Origin of the sequence: Vallitalea maricola, from assembly GCF_036985595.1 — a bacterium.
Lineage (GTDB): Bacteria > Bacillota > Clostridia > Lachnospirales > Vallitaleaceae > Vallitalea > Vallitalea maricola.
Map to the genome: position 1 here is coordinate 39,856 of NZ_BTPU01000022.1, position 17,400 is coordinate 57,255.

11 protein-coding genes are annotated in these 17,400 nt (G+C 31.0%); 3 read left to right on the plus strand and 8 right to left on the minus strand.

The features are described 5' to 3' along the window. Positions 1 to 269: 269 nt before the first annotated feature. The 4 genes from AACQ14_RS07250 to AACQ14_RS07265 all read right to left on the minus strand — a co-directional run bounded on the left by AACQ14_RS07250 (position 270) and on the right by AACQ14_RS07265 (position 4,464). Positions 270 to 1,127: a DMT family transporter gene (locus tag AACQ14_RS07250; RefSeq protein WP_339362913.1), complete on the minus strand. Its 858-nt coding sequence runs from the start codon at positions 1,125 to 1,127 to the stop codon at positions 270 to 272. Positions 1,128 to 1,302: 175 nt separating this feature from the next. Continuing rightward, complete coding sequence (locus tag AACQ14_RS07255; RefSeq protein WP_339362914.1) at positions 1,303 to 2,376, minus strand: 2,3-butanediol dehydrogenase; 1,074 nt, start codon at positions 2,374 to 2,376, stop codon at positions 1,303 to 1,305. Positions 2,377 to 2,545: 169 nt separating this feature from the next. Continuing rightward, complete coding sequence (locus AACQ14_RS07260; protein WP_339362915.1) at positions 2,546 to 3,394, minus strand: GNAT family N-acetyltransferase; 849 nt, start codon at positions 3,392 to 3,394, stop codon at positions 2,546 to 2,548. A gap of 176 nt (positions 3,395 to 3,570) precedes the next feature. Continuing rightward, positions 3,571 to 4,464 carry an SPL family radical SAM protein gene (locus AACQ14_RS07265; RefSeq protein ID WP_339362916.1) on the minus strand — a complete coding sequence of 298 codons (894 nt, stop codon included), beginning with the start codon at positions 4,462 to 4,464 and terminating at the stop codon, positions 3,571 to 3,573. A gap of 229 nt (positions 4,465 to 4,693) precedes the next feature. On the opposite strand from AACQ14_RS07265, the gene AACQ14_RS07270 reads away from it, so the two are divergent. Together AACQ14_RS07270 and AACQ14_RS07275 are read left to right on the plus strand one after the other, a co-directional pair. Next, complete coding sequence (locus AACQ14_RS07270) at positions 4,694 to 7,144, plus strand: efflux RND transporter permease subunit (protein ID WP_339362917.1); 2,451 nt, start codon at positions 4,694 to 4,696, stop codon at positions 7,142 to 7,144. After that, on the plus strand, positions 7,141 to 10,608 hold the full coding sequence (locus AACQ14_RS07275) for a hypothetical protein (protein ID WP_339362918.1): 3,468 nt from the start codon (positions 7,141 to 7,143) through the stop codon (positions 10,606 to 10,608). The genes AACQ14_RS07270 and AACQ14_RS07275 overlap by 4 nt, the downstream gene beginning before the upstream one ends. Positions 10,609 to 10,687: 79 nt before the next feature. On the opposite strand, the gene AACQ14_RS07280 is transcribed toward AACQ14_RS07275, so the two are convergent. Then, a complete protein-coding gene (locus tag AACQ14_RS07280; RefSeq protein WP_339362919.1) occupies positions 10,688 to 12,469 on the minus strand; it encodes an S-layer homology domain-containing protein in 1,782 nt (593 codons plus the stop codon). Positions 12,470 to 12,687: 218 nt separating this feature from the next. Next, entirely contained in the window at positions 12,688 to 13,407 is a 720-nt protein-coding gene (locus AACQ14_RS07285) for a DUF554 domain-containing protein (protein WP_339362920.1), read from the minus strand. 346 nt (positions 13,408 to 13,753) lie between these two features. On the opposite strand from AACQ14_RS07285, the gene AACQ14_RS07290 reads away from it, so the two are divergent. Beyond that, the gene (locus AACQ14_RS07290; protein ID WP_339362921.1) at positions 13,754 to 15,751 is read left to right on the plus strand and encodes a methyl-accepting chemotaxis protein; all 1,998 of its coding nucleotides are present in this window, start codon (positions 13,754 to 13,756) and stop codon (positions 15,749 to 15,751) included. Positions 15,752 to 15,822: 71 nt separating this feature from the next. Here the strand turns inward: AACQ14_RS07290 and AACQ14_RS07295 are convergent, their stop codons facing one another. Then, on the minus strand, positions 15,823 to 16,644 hold the full coding sequence (locus AACQ14_RS07295; protein WP_339362922.1) for a MerR family transcriptional regulator: 822 nt from the start codon (positions 16,642 to 16,644) through the stop codon (positions 15,823 to 15,825). A 182-nt stretch (positions 16,645 to 16,826) separates the two neighbouring features. Then, on the minus strand, positions 16,827 to 17,400 hold a 574-nt coding region (locus AACQ14_RS07300; RefSeq protein WP_339362923.1), incomplete at its 5' end, for a class I SAM-dependent methyltransferase.

Here is a 17,400-nt window from a genome sequence, read left to right on the forward strand (position 1 = left end):
ATTTTCACCTCCTGAGTAAAAGTTTAGCACAATTAAAATTTAATATCTTCTCTTTTAATGTCCTGTTTTGTAAACTTTAATTTAATAGATTCTATCTATAGAGCTTTCTATTCTGAATGGGACTCATTACTATAAATTTCTATCCAATGTATATGAAAAATATTTAATTGCCAATAAATATTTTCTTAATAATTCATTTTGAAGACCTCTTGATTTTTTTAGATATATAAAAAAGCAGCTATAAAATAGCTGCGTTGATGGATTTCTTTTTATTCTTCAATATGTTTATTTTGGTAAACAAATGCAACAATAGCTGTGGAAACAATCAATATACTTCCTAATACACTAAGCCAATCTGGTAATTCTCCCCATACAATAAAGCCCATTATTGCAGCAAAAATTATACTAAGATAATTATATATGGATATCTCAGAAGCTGGTGCATATTTATATGCAAAAGTTAATCCATATTGACCCATAGCAGCAAATATACCTGTCCCTATTAAATATAACCATTGCATACCCACAGGCATCTGAAAATGTAAAATAGTCAATGGAATCATCACTATAACTGAGACAAAAGAAAAGTAAAACACAATAGTAGATGGGTTTTCTTTATTTTTTAATAGTCTCACTAATGTATATGCTGCTCCTGCACATACTGCCGAAAGTAATCCTGCTCCTGCTGGCAGCACTTCAAAACTAAACTCAGGCTTAATGATCAACATTGCTCCAATGAATACTATAATCAATGAAGGAATCTGAATCTTATTCAATTTCTCTTTCAGGAATATGCACGCAAAAATAGTTACAAAAAAAGGTGATAACTTGTTAAGCATCGCGGCATCTGCCATTATGAGATTATTGATGGCATAGAAATAAAAAACTACTCCTCCTAATCCTAGAAGAGATCTTCCTAACAGATATTTCTGGTTCTCCTTTTTCCCAAACATAGGTGTTTTTGTACGATAAATTACACTTAGTGCAACAAATAAACTTACCAAGTTTCTAAATAAAACTTTTTCAAATGTTGGTATATCTCCAGCCAATTTCACCATTGTCTGCATAAGAGCAAAAGCAATCGCAGAAATCAGCATAAATAGTACTGCTTTAGGTTTGTTATCCATAATTATCCTCCTATATTTCTGAAATACATTATACTCTATCTATTACCTATTAACAAGGTTCAAAACTGACACATAAAACAAAGTATAAAACCCCAAAATCTATTAAATATAGAAATTAGGGTTTTTATTTTTATCTATTAATTTATTCATTATAACCAATACAGTACTTGTTTACTTAAAGGAGTGATTTGTCCGGTGTTACAAGAATTTTCACATGTTTTTTCTTATCCTTGCCGACTAATGTCTTGAATCCCTCTTCTACAATATCTTCAAGATGAATTCTCTTAGTAATATATCCATCTGCCTTGATTCTATTATCACTCATTTGAGCAATAGTAGCAGGGAATTCATGACGATATGCAAGTGTACCCACAATATTCTTTTCAGTAAATACTAATACATTTGGATTTACTTTTACTTCACTTTCCCATATGCTTGTAATAACCATTGTTCCTTCATATTTAATACTATCTATTCCTATATCAAAGCCAATTTGTGCTCCAGTTGTTTCAAAAGCCACGTCAACACCTAAACCATTTGTTAATTTTTTAACTTCTTCAGGTATATTTACTTCATTAGGATCAAGTACTATATCAGCTCCTGCTCTTTTAGCATATTCTTGCCTTACTGATTTTCTTTGAAGAACTACAACTAATTTGGCTCCAGCAGCTTTTAGACATTCTATCGTAGCAAGACCGATTGGACCTGCACCTAAAACTATAGCAGTTTGACCAGTCATAAATTTACCCACTCTTAATGAATGAAGTGCAACACACATAGGTTCTATTAATGCAGCTTTTTCATAAGATAAATTATCTGGGATCTTATGAACGAATTCCCTTGGGAATACTGTATATTCAGCGAATCCTCCACCGCTTCCACATAGTCCATGGAAGCCTAATTTCTCACATAAATTATATTTTCCTTCTCTGCAAGCAGGACATTCTCCACATGCCACTATAGGTTCTACAACAACTCTATCTCCAACTTTTAAGTCAGCAACTTTGTTTCCTATCTCTACTACTTCACCAGAAAATTCATGTCCTAGCACTACAGGAGCTATATTATTACTTAATGGATGAGGTTTATCTACTGGAATGAATATTGGACCTGCTAGATATTCATGTAGATCTGAACCACATATTCCACACCATTTTACTTTAATTTTTACATTTCCTTCTGTTACTTTTGGTTCATCAATTTCTTCAACTCTTACATCGTTTTTTTCATACCATAATGCTGCTCTCATGATGTCATCTCCTTGTTATTTATTTAACAATTATCTACAGTTTTATTTTACAAAAAAATATATATTATTTCAAGTGTAATATATACTATACTTTTTGAAGAAATTTTATCCATTTTTATAAATATGTACTTAGTTAATTAATTAACCAAGTACACATTTCACATATTAATTAAGACAACCACTTATACATTTCAAATTGACTTATTGATTCCATTTTCATATTAAAATAATTACAAAAAGTATGTATCTGGGAATTATTAGCATATACAACATTAAAATCTTCTGGTTTTAGTACTGTAATAACTTTATTCAATAATGCTTTCCCATATCCTTTCATTCGATATTCTGGATGTACCCATAAGTAAATCAAACGTTTATTATTTGCTACAATCCCTGCAACAATGTTTCCATTTTCCCTTATACCATAGTAATTACAATCTAGATTTCTGAAATATGGAAAATCACTCTGCCATGGTAAATGTGAGTAATCAATGTCTCTTAATGATTTAATATCTCCAAAAGTTATATCTTCTACTTTATTGTCATAAGGACTATTCCCCATGGTATTATTATCTTTTATCTCCCATTTTCTATAAGTTAGATTATATACCTTTTCATAGCCCATCTTATTATAAAAATTAATCGCTCTGTCATTACCTTTAATTACTTCAAGAAATAGTTGTCTACATCCAATATCCCTAGCTTTCTTTTCATGATATTCCATTAAAGTCTTAGCCAGTCCACTACCTCTTTCAGAAGGAATCAGTGACATCCCACCGCATCTTAATGTCTTAACATGTTCACCGTCCTTTACTCCACCCAAAGTGATACCTACTGGTACATCTTCTTTAAATGCTATAAATGATAATTCTTTATCATTACCTTCTGGTCCGAAGAATCTATTTAGGAAAAATTCTTCATCCATCTCAACATGAATCATATAATCTGCAAATCCATCTGTAAAAGTTTTGAATACAATTGAGTCTGATACCTCAGAGCATTTTTTAATCTCATACATACATTATCAACCTTTCAAAAGTATTTTGTTAAATTAGTTATGCATACTTTTTAAGTATCTTATAAGTTTATTATTAGATTATAATATATTCTTATTATACTATATGCTAATAATGTATAGTATAAAATATTATATTATTTTACTCGTACTCTTCCTAGCAAATTTTGATCTTTTTTTCAAAAAAGTGTTAACTGTTCATAATTAGTTTGATTCAACTTCTCTTTATAAGGTTTAGTATAACTATTTGAGAGATTATACTTATCCTTTAATTCATTTACCATTAAATATAGCTTGTCTTTATAATTCTTATCTGCTCCACCAGTACTGTACAATTTCTTGAATTGCTCAAATAAATGAGGAAATTCCTGATACATAAAATCAAAAAATACCTCCCTAGTCTTTCCTCGTAAATAAAGTACTCCTGGTAAAACGTAATCCACATCACACTTAGCAGCATTATAATATAAGGAATCTACATTATCCCTGTTATCTGTTATATATGGAATAATAGGCATAAAATGCAGTCCAGTTGAAGCATTTGTTTTAGAAAACTCTTTTAACACAGCAAACCTTCTAGTGGATTCTACGCTATTAGGCTCTATCTTTTTTCGTATATGTTCATCCATGCAAGTAATGGTTGAAGCAACATTAACATAGGTAATATCTGAAAGCTCTGCAATATAATCATAATCTCTTAAGATCAAATCTGATTTTGTAGAGATTATACATGGAGTTTTATACTTTATTAGAAGCCTTAGAATATCAGGCATAAGTTTATACTGTTTCTCTGCCTGCTGATAACTGTCGGTAACACCACCTATATTGACTACTTCCCTTTTCCAAGATGAACTAGAAAGCTGTCTCTCCAACTGTTCTACAATATTTGTTTTTACATATATATCACTGAAAAATTTCTTCGCCTTCATATATTGGTGTGAATACATGGCATAACAATATTTGCATCCATGCTCGCAACCTCTATATATATTTAAATCCCATCCATAAGGATGGTGCTTCCCTTTTAAGCTATTACAAGCTACAGAACATGTCATCTCATAATAATCAGCCATTTTAATACCTCATTTCTTATAATTATATTATAAGATTTTAAAAGAAAATATGAAAGTGTTAATTTTCTATAATCTTAAAAATATATATACTGATTCTTATGCATACTATGCTATATACATAAAAAACTAAGCAGTATAATATATATCTTGTAAAAATGACTATTGTATATTGTTGGTAATTGTTTTATACTTTCTTTTATACATTCAATTACATGAAGGAGGGTAGCTTATGGCGGAAAAAGAAAACAAGGTATCATTTATGGAAAAATTATCAACTCAAATTATAGATAAGAGAAACGCCTTTTTTCTAGTATATACAATATTAGTTATATTTTGCGTTTTTTCTAAATCATGGGTATCTGTTAATAATGACATCACTACATATTTACCTGAGACAACTCAGACAAGACAAGGACTTACCATTATGGAAGAAGAGTTCATAACATATGGTACAGCAAAAGTCATGGTATCAAATATTACATATGACAGAGCCCTATCAATAAAAGAGGATCTAGAAAAAATAGAAGGTATATCTCGTATTGAGTTTGATGAAACTATAGATCATTACAAATTGGCATCAGCACTTTTTTCAATATCCTTCAAAGGAGAAGATAAAGATGAAATAACACAAAATGCCATGAAAGACGTTCTTGCTTATTTAGATAACTACGATTACTACGTATCCAGTACCATCACCGAGGACTCAGTTGCTTCATTGGAATCTGAAATAAAATTGGTTTTAGTTGTAGCTATATTCATTATCTTAGGTGTTTTACTGTTTACTTCAAAAACTTATATGGAAATACCAGTTTTAGTACTTACATTTGGTGTTGCTGCCATCCTTAATATGGGAACCCATTTCTTGTATGGGGAGATTTCATTTATATCCAACTCCATTGCGGTAGTTCTGCAATTAGCGTTGGCTATTGATTATGCAATAATATTATGCCATAGATTCACTGAAGAAAGAGAACATCTACCAGCAAGAGAAGCGGCAATTAAAGCTCTTAGTAAAGCAATCCCTGAAATTTCATCAAGTAGTTTGACAACAATATCTGGTTTAATGGCTTTGATGTTCATGCAGTTCAAACTAGGTTTTGATATGGGCCTTGTACTAATAAAAGCTTTATTATTCAGCTTATTGATTGTTTTTACATTAATGCCAGGATTATTGATGGTATTTAGCAACTCAATGGATAAAACTGTACATAAAAATTTTGTACCATCAATAACTAATTGGGGAAAATTCGTAGTAAAAACAAGATATATCATTCCTCCATTATTTGTTGTTATTGTAGTGGGTGCTCTTTACTTATCAAATCAAACTCATTATGTATATGGTTATAGTACTTTAACTACGGTAAAACAAAATGAGACTCAAATTGCTAAGAAGAAGATAGAAGAAACATTTGGAAGTAATAATCTATTAGCGATTATGGTACCATCAGGAAATTATGAATTAGAAGGCAAGCTGTTAAAGGATTATGAAAAACTCAAAGTAACAGATTCTGCTATTGGACTTGCAAACACCAAAGTAGATGAAAGATATTATGTTACTGATAAACTGAATCCAAGACAATTTGCTGAACTAATAGACATAGATATAGAAATATCAAAATTACTATACCAAGCTTATGCAATCGAACAAGGTACATACAGCAAATTGGTTAACGGTCTGGATGAATATGACGTACCATTGATTGATATATTTATATTCCTATACAATCAAAAAGAAGCTGGATATTATAATCTAGATGAAGAATTAGAAAATAAAATGAATGATTTGTATGAGAAGTTATGTGAAGGGAAAGCTCAATTGGAAAGTGATAAATATTCAAGGTTATTACTAAATTTGAATATGCCTGAAGAAGGTGAAGAAGCTTTTAGCTGGTTAGATAAATTCCATACAATAGCAGATAAATATTATGATGAAGTGCATTTCGCCGGTGCTACTACCAGTGATAATGATTTAGGTGCCTTTTTTGCAAAAGATAATCTAATCATCAGTATTCTATCAGGGCTATTTGTAATGATTATCTTATTATTTACCTTTAAATCAGCAGGTGTTCCAGTATTGTTGGTTTTAACAATACAAGGTAGTATATGGATTAACTTCTCTTTTCCAGTAATTCAAGATACCAATATATTCTTCATGAGTTATCTTGTTGTTACATCAATACAGATGGGTGCTACCATAGATTATGCCATAGTAATAACGAGCCGCTATATGGAATTAAAGAAATTCATGCCAATAAATAAGGCAATGATACAATCGCTGAATCAAGCTTTTCCTACTATCATTACATCAGGTACCATATTAGCCTCAGCCGGTATATTAATTGGTAGAATAACTTCAGACTATGCAATATCTTCTATCGGAACCTGCTTGGGAAGAGGTACCATAATATCGCTCATCCTAGTTATGGGTGTATTACCTCAAACACTGTTGTTTGGTGATAAAATAATAGAAAAAACTGCTTTTGTATTAAAAAGAAGAGGTATAATAACACTCCATAGAGGAAATCTGAAAATGAATGGTCGATTACAAGGGTATATCTCAGGATATGTAGATGCAGAAATAAAAGGTACTATTAAAGGCGAAGTAAAAGGTATAGTTGAAATGGGAAGCGTAACAACTGATAATAAAGAATTGGAAATGAGAGAGGAGGTTGTAGATTGAAAAGATTAAAAATATATCTTTCTGTTGTATTATCAATATTTATGTTATTCACATTTACTTATGATTCTACAGCAGAAACAACTTCTAATGTCATATACATTTATACATCTGATGATTTACAAAAACTTTCAGAGAACTGTCGTTTAGATACCTTCTCAGAGAACATTATTGTTACATTGACAGGCGATATCAACCTATCCTCTATATCTTTTGAACCAATACCAAGCTTTTCTGGTATCTTTGACGGAAACAACCATACAATAAGTGGTTTAAATACTCATGATTCTGGCTCAGACCAAGGATTGTTCAGATATCTACAAGAGAATGGTATAATCAAAAATCTTACTGTAAAAGGCAATGTAAGACCCAGCGGTACTAAGAAAGAAATAGGTGGAATTGTTGGTACAAACAGAGGACAAATCATTAATTGTTCTTTTCATGGAACTGTGAAAGGTTCAACAAGCATTGGTGGCATAGCTGGATACAATGATAAATCTGGTAAAATTGCAAATTGTACATCTAATGGTCTAATCATGGGAGAACATTACATAGGCGGAATCGCAGGTCAAAATGTAGGTTACATATTAGAATGTGTCAATCACAGTAATGTAAATACAACAAATGATGGTATAGTTCAAAACAAAGATATGGCATCTTATAATATAAAAGACATAAACTTAGAACAATTGAATTCAACTGAAAATATTGATGCTTTAACTGATACCGGGGGAGTTGTTGGATATAATCAAGGTATCGTAGAATCAAGTGAAAATCGTGGTGCTATCGGTTACCATCATGTAGGTTATAATATAGGAGGCATAATTGGAAGGCAATCAGGTTATGTATCTAATTGTAAGAACTATGGTGTAGTCAAAGGACGTAAAGATATAGGTGGTGTCATAGGTCAAGCAGAACCATCTATCCGTCTATTATTCTCAGAAGATACACTAGAACAGATTGATAATGAGTTAGGTACTCTTAATAAACAGGTTAACCAATTAATCAATGACAGCGAAAAATCTTCACAAACTATTTCAAGCAGACTGGATAACCTAAATAACCTTACTTCAGCTGCTTCTAATAAAATGCATGACCTAGCTAATTATACAACTAATTATATTGATGATTCAACAGCCGTAGCTAATACTGGTATAGATAGAATAAGACATACTATGGATCAATTAGAACCTGTTCTTGATTCATTTGTAAATGCATCTGAGGAATTAACTAAAGGTTTTGATGAGTTCAGAAAAGGCTTTGACCAACTAGCAAAATCATCAAAAGATATCAATAATAGCTTAAAGGATGTAGCTGATGCTTTTGATGACCTGCATTTGGCACATGACAATGCTACTGCAGCTTTGAATAATATCTCTGCCGCAACTAAAATCATACAAACAGCTGCTGAAAATTCAGATGAGATGGAAAAAGCTATCAAAGAACTCAAAAGTGGTTTAGAAGACCTTGATGATGCAGCACAAGCAGGTATTGAAGCCCTTGAAAAGATAGCAGATGCATTAAAAAAGGTTGATAATCCGCTAAGTACAGACTGGGATAAAATAAGTGAAGATATACAAGATAATCTTAAAACCATGAAAGAAAAACTTTCCAGTGCCAACACCAAGATAACACATGCTCTTGATGTATTTTATAAAGAATTTACTGATGATCAAGCTCTTATTAGACAAGCATTTGCATATATCAACTTTGCTATTGAAGATATGAAACATCTATCAACTAACATGAATGATGCTTTAATAGATATGGACTATGTCTTAGAAGACTTAGATCTTGCAACAGATGCTACTACTGAGGCTATGAAAAATATTTCCAAGGGGATGGAATATTTCACTAATTGTTCTAAAGAATGTACCACTGCTATGACAGATATAAAATCCATAATTGAAGAGCTTAATGATTATGAGAAACTACAGATACCTAAGTTAAAAGATTATGTAACTGAAACAAGTGATTCCTTATTTAAAGAAATAGATAGTATATCTGAAGAATTATCTTTACTGAATGAAGAAGTAAAAGGGTCATCTGACTCTTTTCATAAGAATATAAGAGCTGTCAACAAACAGTTTGAAGTTATTGTTGATATAATAAGGGATGGATTGAATTCCTTGTCTTTTGATAACAAAGATTTATTTGAAGATATTTCCGACCAATCTCCTGAAGAAGAAGTGACCAAGGAAAAAGGTATAGTAAAAGATTGTTATAATGATGGTGATGTCCTTGGAGATGTAAATATTGGTGGTATCGCAGGTTCAATGGCAATTGAATATGACTTTGACCCAGAAGATGATATCATTAATAAAGGTAATACATCTTTCAATTTCAAATACCAGACAAAAGCTTTGCTCATGTCATCTATCAACAAAGGTAATATCCAAGCAAAGAAGAATTACGCTGGTGGTATAATAGGCAGAATGGATTTAGGTCTACTTATTAAAAGTGAAAATTATGGTTTTATAGAAAGTCTAGATGGCAACTACACAGGAGGTATTGTTGGTTCATCTAATAGCGTGATTAGAAGATGTTATTCTCTAAGTGAACTTAGCGGCAAAGATTATGTAGGGGGAATAGCTGGATATGGTGCTGACATTTATAACTGTCTTTCATTAGTTAAGGTCAATAATTCTAATGAATTTACAGGTGCTGTAGCAGGAGATATAAGTGGTAAAATGTCAAACAATTATTTTGTTAAAGGTGAAGTAGAGGGTGTAGACAGTATAAGTTATGGTGGAAAAGCCATTCCTCAATCTTATGATGAATTTGTTCTAAATGAAGAACTGCCAGAATCATTCAAATCATTCAAGTTAACCTTTGTTGTTGATAATAAAATAGTTAAAGAAATACCATTTGAATATGGGGATACATTTGATAGTAATAAACTGCCTGCAATCCCTGAAAAAGAAGGATACTATAGCAGCTGGCCATCATATGATTACAACAACTTGACCTTTTCAAAAAAGCTGGAAGCAATATATACTCCAATGATACAAGTATTATCATCAGATAGTGACAATCCTCATCCAAAGTTATTGGTAGAAGGATCATTCAACCCTGATGAAACCCTAAAAATTGAACAAGTAGAATCACCTACTAAAATGATTGATAATCATAAAACCATTGAAGAATGGTGTGTACAATTAAGTAAAGTACCTAATGAACCATACACTTATAGAATCAAGAAACCTGAAACCAAGAAAAAAGTTATCTTATACAAAAGAGAAGGTAACAAATGGAAAAAGGCTAAATCAAAAGCAGATGGTAGTTATCTGACATTTGAATCTAACTCAAACAGCTTTAATTTGGCATTCGTAGAAAAAAATATTGATAAAAAATTATATATAGGTATAGGTATAGGTTCTATATTGCTTATATTAATACTTATAATCAAAAGGAAAACACGGAAAAGAGCAAAGAAAAAAGGTCCAAAAATAAGACCTGTAAAGTAATATTAAACATTAGTTGTTTAATATTATAGGGGGAATACATCCCCCTATATGATTGCTAATCTGTATTTCTTCGTTTCTTCTATCTCCTAGTTATTTCAAAGTATGGAAATTCTACATCACTCTTATATGATCTAATACCAAATTCCCCTGAAAAAGATGGTATGTATTTTGCTCCATAAGAAGTATGAGCACCTGATGTGCTGCCTAAGAACTTATTATCAATGACAACTGCATCTTCCCTCTCACCTTCTAATGTAACAGTCAATCTATAACTTGAACTTCCATCGAAATAGCTGGTTTTAAGAGTAACATGTACACGGCAATCATAAGGATCTATATAGTCTGGTATATTGGCAGAAAGTAACTCATTCCAATTATAATTGGATCTTCCTACATATACAGCTTTTCTTTTTGGAGCTATACCTATATAGTAACCGTAATATTGATCATTACCAGTTCCTGGTTTATATACCCCAAGTACTATCCCTGCATTTGCAGCATCATCATGTGTATTTGCTGTCTTAACTTGGAATCTACAATCAATGCTACGCATAGAAGCATCAAGCTTATAACTATCTCCTTTTGAATCACAAGCTAATAACATTGGACCATTACCAGTTTCTATATCTTGCATAGTTGAACAAGCATTTAATCCTAACAACTGTTGTTGAATTGTTTTAGACTCTTTACTTCCATATAAATTAAAATAGCTAGTAGAAGTTGCATCTCCTTTATTACTACCATAGAGAAGTCTATTCTCAAATTCCATAGATGCTGTTGGCGGATTCAATTTATTGTCAATCATTGTATTTGCATTTTCAGCAGTAACCATTCCTTCAAGGGTACATACTAATTCCAGTTTATCTGAATATACATTAACAGTATCTTCATATGGATATACTAAGATATTACCTTTGTAAGTTCCACTATTAATAAGAGCTATAGTTGATATTTCATATCCAAAATAATCATCTAAGCAAGTGGATTCATTAGTTGCAACATCATAACTGTATGAGTTAGCGCCTGTTTCATCATTTACATCCTTATCAACTACCTTATAATATATCTTAGAATTATGAGCATCATTTCCATAGATGCCTAAAACTGAATTATCCCCTGGTTTTATGGTGTTTGTTTTTCCATTAGCATTATATGTAATTGTAAACTTTTCCCCATATGCATCTAATTTATATGTATAGCCCTTAGATAGATCAATATTCCTAGTACCTTCTGCCAAATCTTTTTCATCTACATAGATTCTTTTTACAACGATGACCGCTTGTTCAATAGGTGCATTATCTGCTGGATTAAAGTTACCATTACTACCTTTCATTATATTATTCTCATTAATATAATCTACGGCTTCTACAGCCCAGTCAGCTATTGACTTCTTATCATTAATTGTTAAAACTCCATCTGTATTTTCCATTTCTTCCCCAAAGAAGTCATATACTTTACTAAGAGTTCTATAATACATAACAGCCATCTGCTGTCTTGTAACTAGATCATTAGGTTTAGCTTGTTTGTTTGAACCTAACATTATCCCTAGTGTATTAGCTTTTAACACATCTGCATCATCTGTATCTGTAAAAGTGTCCATTGATGCCTGTTCAACCACTTCACCTGTTATTGTTTCATACATTTTAACGACAAGTGAAGCAAATTCTGCACGTGTAATTTTATTTTTCAAATTACTTGACATAAGTTTATATGGCATAAGATCATAGGAATAAGCCTCTTCGATCTCAGGTTGTGCCCATGAACTTGCTGATGATACATCCCACCCCCCTGCAAAACTTGTTATACTTAATGCCATTACTACCATTATGAGTATGATTGTCTTGAAACTTTTCTTGAACATTTTATTCCTCCTTGTAGTTTTTAATACTATACAACTAACTAAATGTCTTAGAATGCAAGTTTATTTTTATTAAGTACCATTCAACGCATTACGTTTGTAGTCATTTTTCATTCTATCATAATTATAGTAAGTTGTAAATATCAAAACTTTACATTAGAGTATCTTTGTTACATTGGCTTTTAATAACATATTAATTATATCTATTAGGAATAAAAAAATTAATGTACGAAATAGCCCAATAATTCATTAAAAAATTTATTAATGAATGGTATATTATAAATCACAGGTATAAAAAGAGCTGGAATAAGATTTATAGTTTTTATCTTCTTTATTTCCAGTATATTTATTCCTGTACTAAAAATAAGTATCCCACCAATGATGGATATTTGATTAAGTATTTCTGGTGAAGCATATGGTCCTATGAACTGAGCCAACAAAAATATTGTTCCCTGCCATATAAATAATATGACTCCTGATAGCATGATACCAATCCCAAAGGTTGTTGCCAGTATCATGGAGGTAATTCCATCCAACATGGCATTTGTAAAAAGCAGAGTATTATCACCTTTTAATGCACTTTCTATAGGTCCCAATATAGATAATGTACCAACACAAAAAAGAAGTACAGCAGTTGTCAATCCTTCAATGAGTTTATTATCTTTACTGCTATTCAATCTTTTCCCTAGTTTGTTGACTTTTTCCTCTATATCAATAGTTTCACCTATTAGCCCACCTATGACCATACTGGCAATAAATAAGAGTGGCTCATTACTTTTACTGAGATTAGTAACTATCCATGTGATTCCCAATGAGATAGCTACTAGTCCTATTGCTTGAAGTAATACTGCTTTCTTTTTTTCTTTGATACCTTTCTTGAAGATAGCACCAACAAAACTTCCTATAATTATTGCACTTGCATTAACTATTGTCCCTAACATAATAACCTCCTAATAAGTAAAATTAACCTGATGCTTATATTAAAAAGCATCCAGTAAGGGGAGAGTCAATACATTTCACCAATATTAGAGAATACTTATAAGAAAATTATATATCATTATCAAGTATTTCAGTGGTATATATTATATTAATTTTTCACAGGCATTTCCATTATAATATTTATACAAAATATAACACCTTTAATTTTATTTATTATATTATTACAAATATAAATTCTTTTATGAATAGGTATTATTGTATAATTTTGGCGAATAAAAATGCAATTTGTTGACGAATTATGTAGATTTTGTTATACTCAAAATACATAATCTAGTTGGAGGTGTAGCAATGAAAAGTATAAAATCAAAGCTCATTATAGTATTCAGCATCATTTTTATTATTGCAGTAGGATCTCTTGGAATAATTTCCTATATCTTATCATCAAACTCATTGATTAATAGTAAAAAGGAAGATTTAGAAGTAATTGCAGTTCAATCAGCTAAAACTATTGAAAGTAGAATTAATGGACAAATTGTCAATCTTGAAACTGTTGCAAATAATGATATCATCTACAACCCAAATCATTCAGTGGAAGATAAATTAACTGTCCTGAAAGATGAAGTTTCAAGAAGAGATCATCTTAGGATGTATATTGTAGATAAAACCGGAATCGGTTCTTGTACTAATGGAGATAATGTTGATTTATCAGATAGAGATTATATCAAGAGATCTCTAAAAGGTGAATCTTGTATATCAGATATTTTGGTTAGTAAAGTAGGTTCTCATTCTTTAGTTATAGCTTATGCCACTCCAATTAAATATAACAATGAAATTATAGGTAGTTTAGTAGCTATTCGTGATGGGAGTAGTCTAAGTAAATTAGTAAGTGATATTACATTAGGAGAATCAGGATATGCTTTTGTAGTAAATTCTGAAGGTATTATTGTAGGACATAAGAATATTGATTTGGTTACTGATAGAACCGATTTATATCAACAATCCCTTGATAATAAAGACCATCAACAGTTATCAAAGATCACAAAGAAAATGATGAACAAAGAAATTGGCAGTGGTGAATATTATTATTTCGGGGACCATAAAATTGCAGGATATGCCCCTATTATTAATACGGATTGGAGTATTTCAGTTACTGCATTAGAATCTGAGATGTTGTCTGGTTTATCTTCTTTGAAAGTGACCTTATTAATTATTTCCATAATCATTCTTATTATTGTATCTTTATTAATATTAAGAATAGGACATATGATAGCTAAACCAATAATTAGAGCATCTGAACATGCTGAATTAATAGCCAAAGGAAATTTGACACAAGATGTTCCAAAACGCTTTCTAAACAGGAAAGATGAAATAGGCCTACTTAGTAAATCTTTTGAAAACATTAATGAAAACCTAAAGCTTCTTGTATATAATATAATAGATGCTTCTCAACAGGTAACATCATCCTCAGAAGAATTAACTGCAACTTCACAACAAGCCGCTGTAGCTTCACAAGAAATGGCTGAAACTATTGAAGAGATTGCAAATGGTGCCTCATCACAAGCACAAGAAACTGAAGATGGTACCATCAAACTATCAGAATTAAATGGCCTTATAGAACAGAATATCAAAACAATTGATAAGTCATACAATATATCAAAGCAAGTTATTGACTTAACTAAAGAAGGCTTGGAGACTATACATACTTTAACAGAAAAAGCAGATGATAGTGGTAAAGGAGCTAAAGAAGTTTATGATGGAATAATAAAGACTAGTGAAAGTGTAGACAACATCAGTAAAGCAAGTCAAGTTATTTCATTGATAGCAGAACAGACGAATCTTCTTGCTTTAAATGCTGCAATTGAAGCAGCTAGAGCTGGGGAAGCAGGTAAAGGATTTGCTGTTGTAGCAGATGAGATAAGAACTCTGGCAGAACAATCAGCTAGTTCAACTAAAGTTATTGATGATGCCGTGAATGAATTACAAAGAAACTCGGAAGTATCAGTAAAAATAATAAATCAAGTTGTTGATATTATAAAAGATCAAATAGAATACATAAAGATTGCCGAAAATAAGTATACTGAAATTTCTGATTCAGTAAAATTTAATGGTGAAACAACTAATGAACTAAAAGATATGAGTAAGGATATAGATGCAAAAAAAGATGAACTACTTGGCATTATCCAAAATCTAGCTGCTATAGCTGAGGAAAATGCGGCAGGTACTCAACAAGCATCAGCCTCTACAGAGGAACAAACAACGGCTATTGAAGAAATAGCTAATGCCAGTGAATCATTAGCTAATATGGCAACTGACCTACAGAACGTTATAGGTAAGTTTAAGATATAGATTATTTTCTATTCACATATTAAAGGTGGTTATTTATTCTACTTAACCACCTTTATTTTAATGAATATTATTTATAAATGTGCTACAGGAATTTGAATCTCTGTAAGATAATCATGTGCGTTATTTGATTTATATTCATTGATTATTACTCGTTCGATGCTGTCCCCATTAATTTTATAACCATTGTTTTTAAGGTATTCAAGTATCATTTCATAGTATTTTGGTGATTCTTTGTGGTCACAAGCTCTGTAATATATGCTAGCATATTTACCTGGTTTTAGGGTTGTTATCATGTCGCTGTCCATATCTTCTTCAAGAAGAATGAAAACAGAATTATAGTTTCTATAAATATTATTAATAATATTATCCATACTAAGAGTTACCCCTACTCGTCCAATTACAATAGGTAATTTTTTCTTACTTAGGTTTTCCAATTTTCGTAAGGAAAGTTCTAGTTCAAGATTAGAATTGATTTCTTCTTTTAGGCTAATTATTTTTCGTTCTGGAATATCTTTGATATGGACAATCCCTATTTTATCTATTTTTTTTACTTGATTAATTTCCTCTATTTGATTATCTAGTCTTTTAGTAATCTTTTCTAGGATTTTTATTTTTTCAGTAACTATATCTTTTTCTTTGTTTAGCATTTTTAAGTAATGGTCAATATCTCTGATTTCCAAGTAATCCTTAATTTCTTTTAAAGGTACTCCTAAAAATTTCAAGTATTTTATTGTATTCAATTGCTCGAATTGTTCATGGGAATAGTACCTGTATCCACTATCTTCATTAACTTTGATAGGTTTGAATAGACCTATTTCATCGTAGTATCGTAAGGTTTTTATTGATATGTTATATAATTTTGACATTTCTCCAATTGAAAATTTCGTATTCATTATATCACCATAACTTTCATTGGTGTTATTATAACTGAGAAAATTTTATACTTCAATTGCATTTTTGCATATTTTTAAATTATATTATCAATATTGATGTATATCTACATGACCAAACCAAAGAGTAATATCAGTTATATCCACTTTGTCAAGTTCAATTCTATAAATACTTATAACCTTAATTATCTACTTCCTATTACTACAAACATATCCTCATTATCAACTTGCTCTACAACTTTCAACCCATATTCTGAAAAATATTGTTCTAATTTTTCCATTTCAGGCAGATTATCTTCTTTAACAGTATCATCAACTCTTTTATGAAGCTTGTTAATAGCATCTCTACTTTGAGAGTGACAGATAGTAAGTTTACCACCTCTCTTTAATTTCCTAGAAAGTTTTTCTACTGCTTCTTCTTTACAGTGAAAATGAGGAAACATGGAATAACATATAATGTAATCATAGTATGCTTCATCATCTTTATTTTTTAGTATATCATTGCATTCAAAGACTACATTATCGTAATTATTTTTCTTCCTAGCTACTTCTATCATCTTTTCCGCCATATCAACAGCTTTGATCTTACCTGAACCAGTAACTCTTTTGTACAAACTTGGAATCAAAACTCCTGTTCCAGTACCCACGTCCAGAATTCTACTTCCAGCCTGTATATCTACCAAGTCCAGAATGTATTCTACTTTTTTCATATCATGGTTGCACATTTCATCCCACGAGTCTGCTACGCTATTAAAAAAA

Excerpts from the sequence above, each read along its gene's own strand:
- AACQ14_RS07250 (WP_339362913.1), bottom strand. The coding sequence starts at position 1,127 with ATGGATAACAAACCTAAAGCAGTACTATTTATGCTGATTTCTGCGATT.
- AACQ14_RS07255 (WP_339362914.1), bottom strand. The coding sequence starts at position 2,376 with ATGAGAGCAGCATTATGGTATGAAAAAAACGATGTAAGAGTTGAAGAA.
- AACQ14_RS07260 (WP_339362915.1), bottom strand. The coding sequence starts at position 3,394 with ATGTATGAGATTAAAAAATGCTCTGAGGTATCAGACTCAATTGTATTC.
- AACQ14_RS07265 (WP_339362916.1), bottom strand. The coding sequence starts at position 4,464 with ATGGCTGATTATTATGAGATGACATGTTCTGTAGCTTGTAATAGCTTA.
- AACQ14_RS07270 (WP_339362917.1), top strand. The coding sequence starts at position 4,694 with ATGGCGGAAAAAGAAAACAAGGTATCATTTATGGAAAAATTATCAACT.
- AACQ14_RS07280 (WP_339362919.1), bottom strand. The coding sequence starts at position 12,469 with ATGTTCAAGAAAAGTTTCAAGACAATCATACTCATAATGGTAGTAATG.
- AACQ14_RS07285 (WP_339362920.1), bottom strand. The coding sequence starts at position 13,407 with ATGTTAGGGACAATAGTTAATGCAAGTGCAATAATTATAGGAAGTTTT.
- AACQ14_RS07290 (WP_339362921.1), top strand. The coding sequence starts at position 13,754 with ATGAAAAGTATAAAATCAAAGCTCATTATAGTATTCAGCATCATTTTT.
- AACQ14_RS07295 (WP_339362922.1), bottom strand. The coding sequence starts at position 16,644 with ATGAATACGAAATTTTCAATTGGAGAAATGTCAAAATTATATAACATA.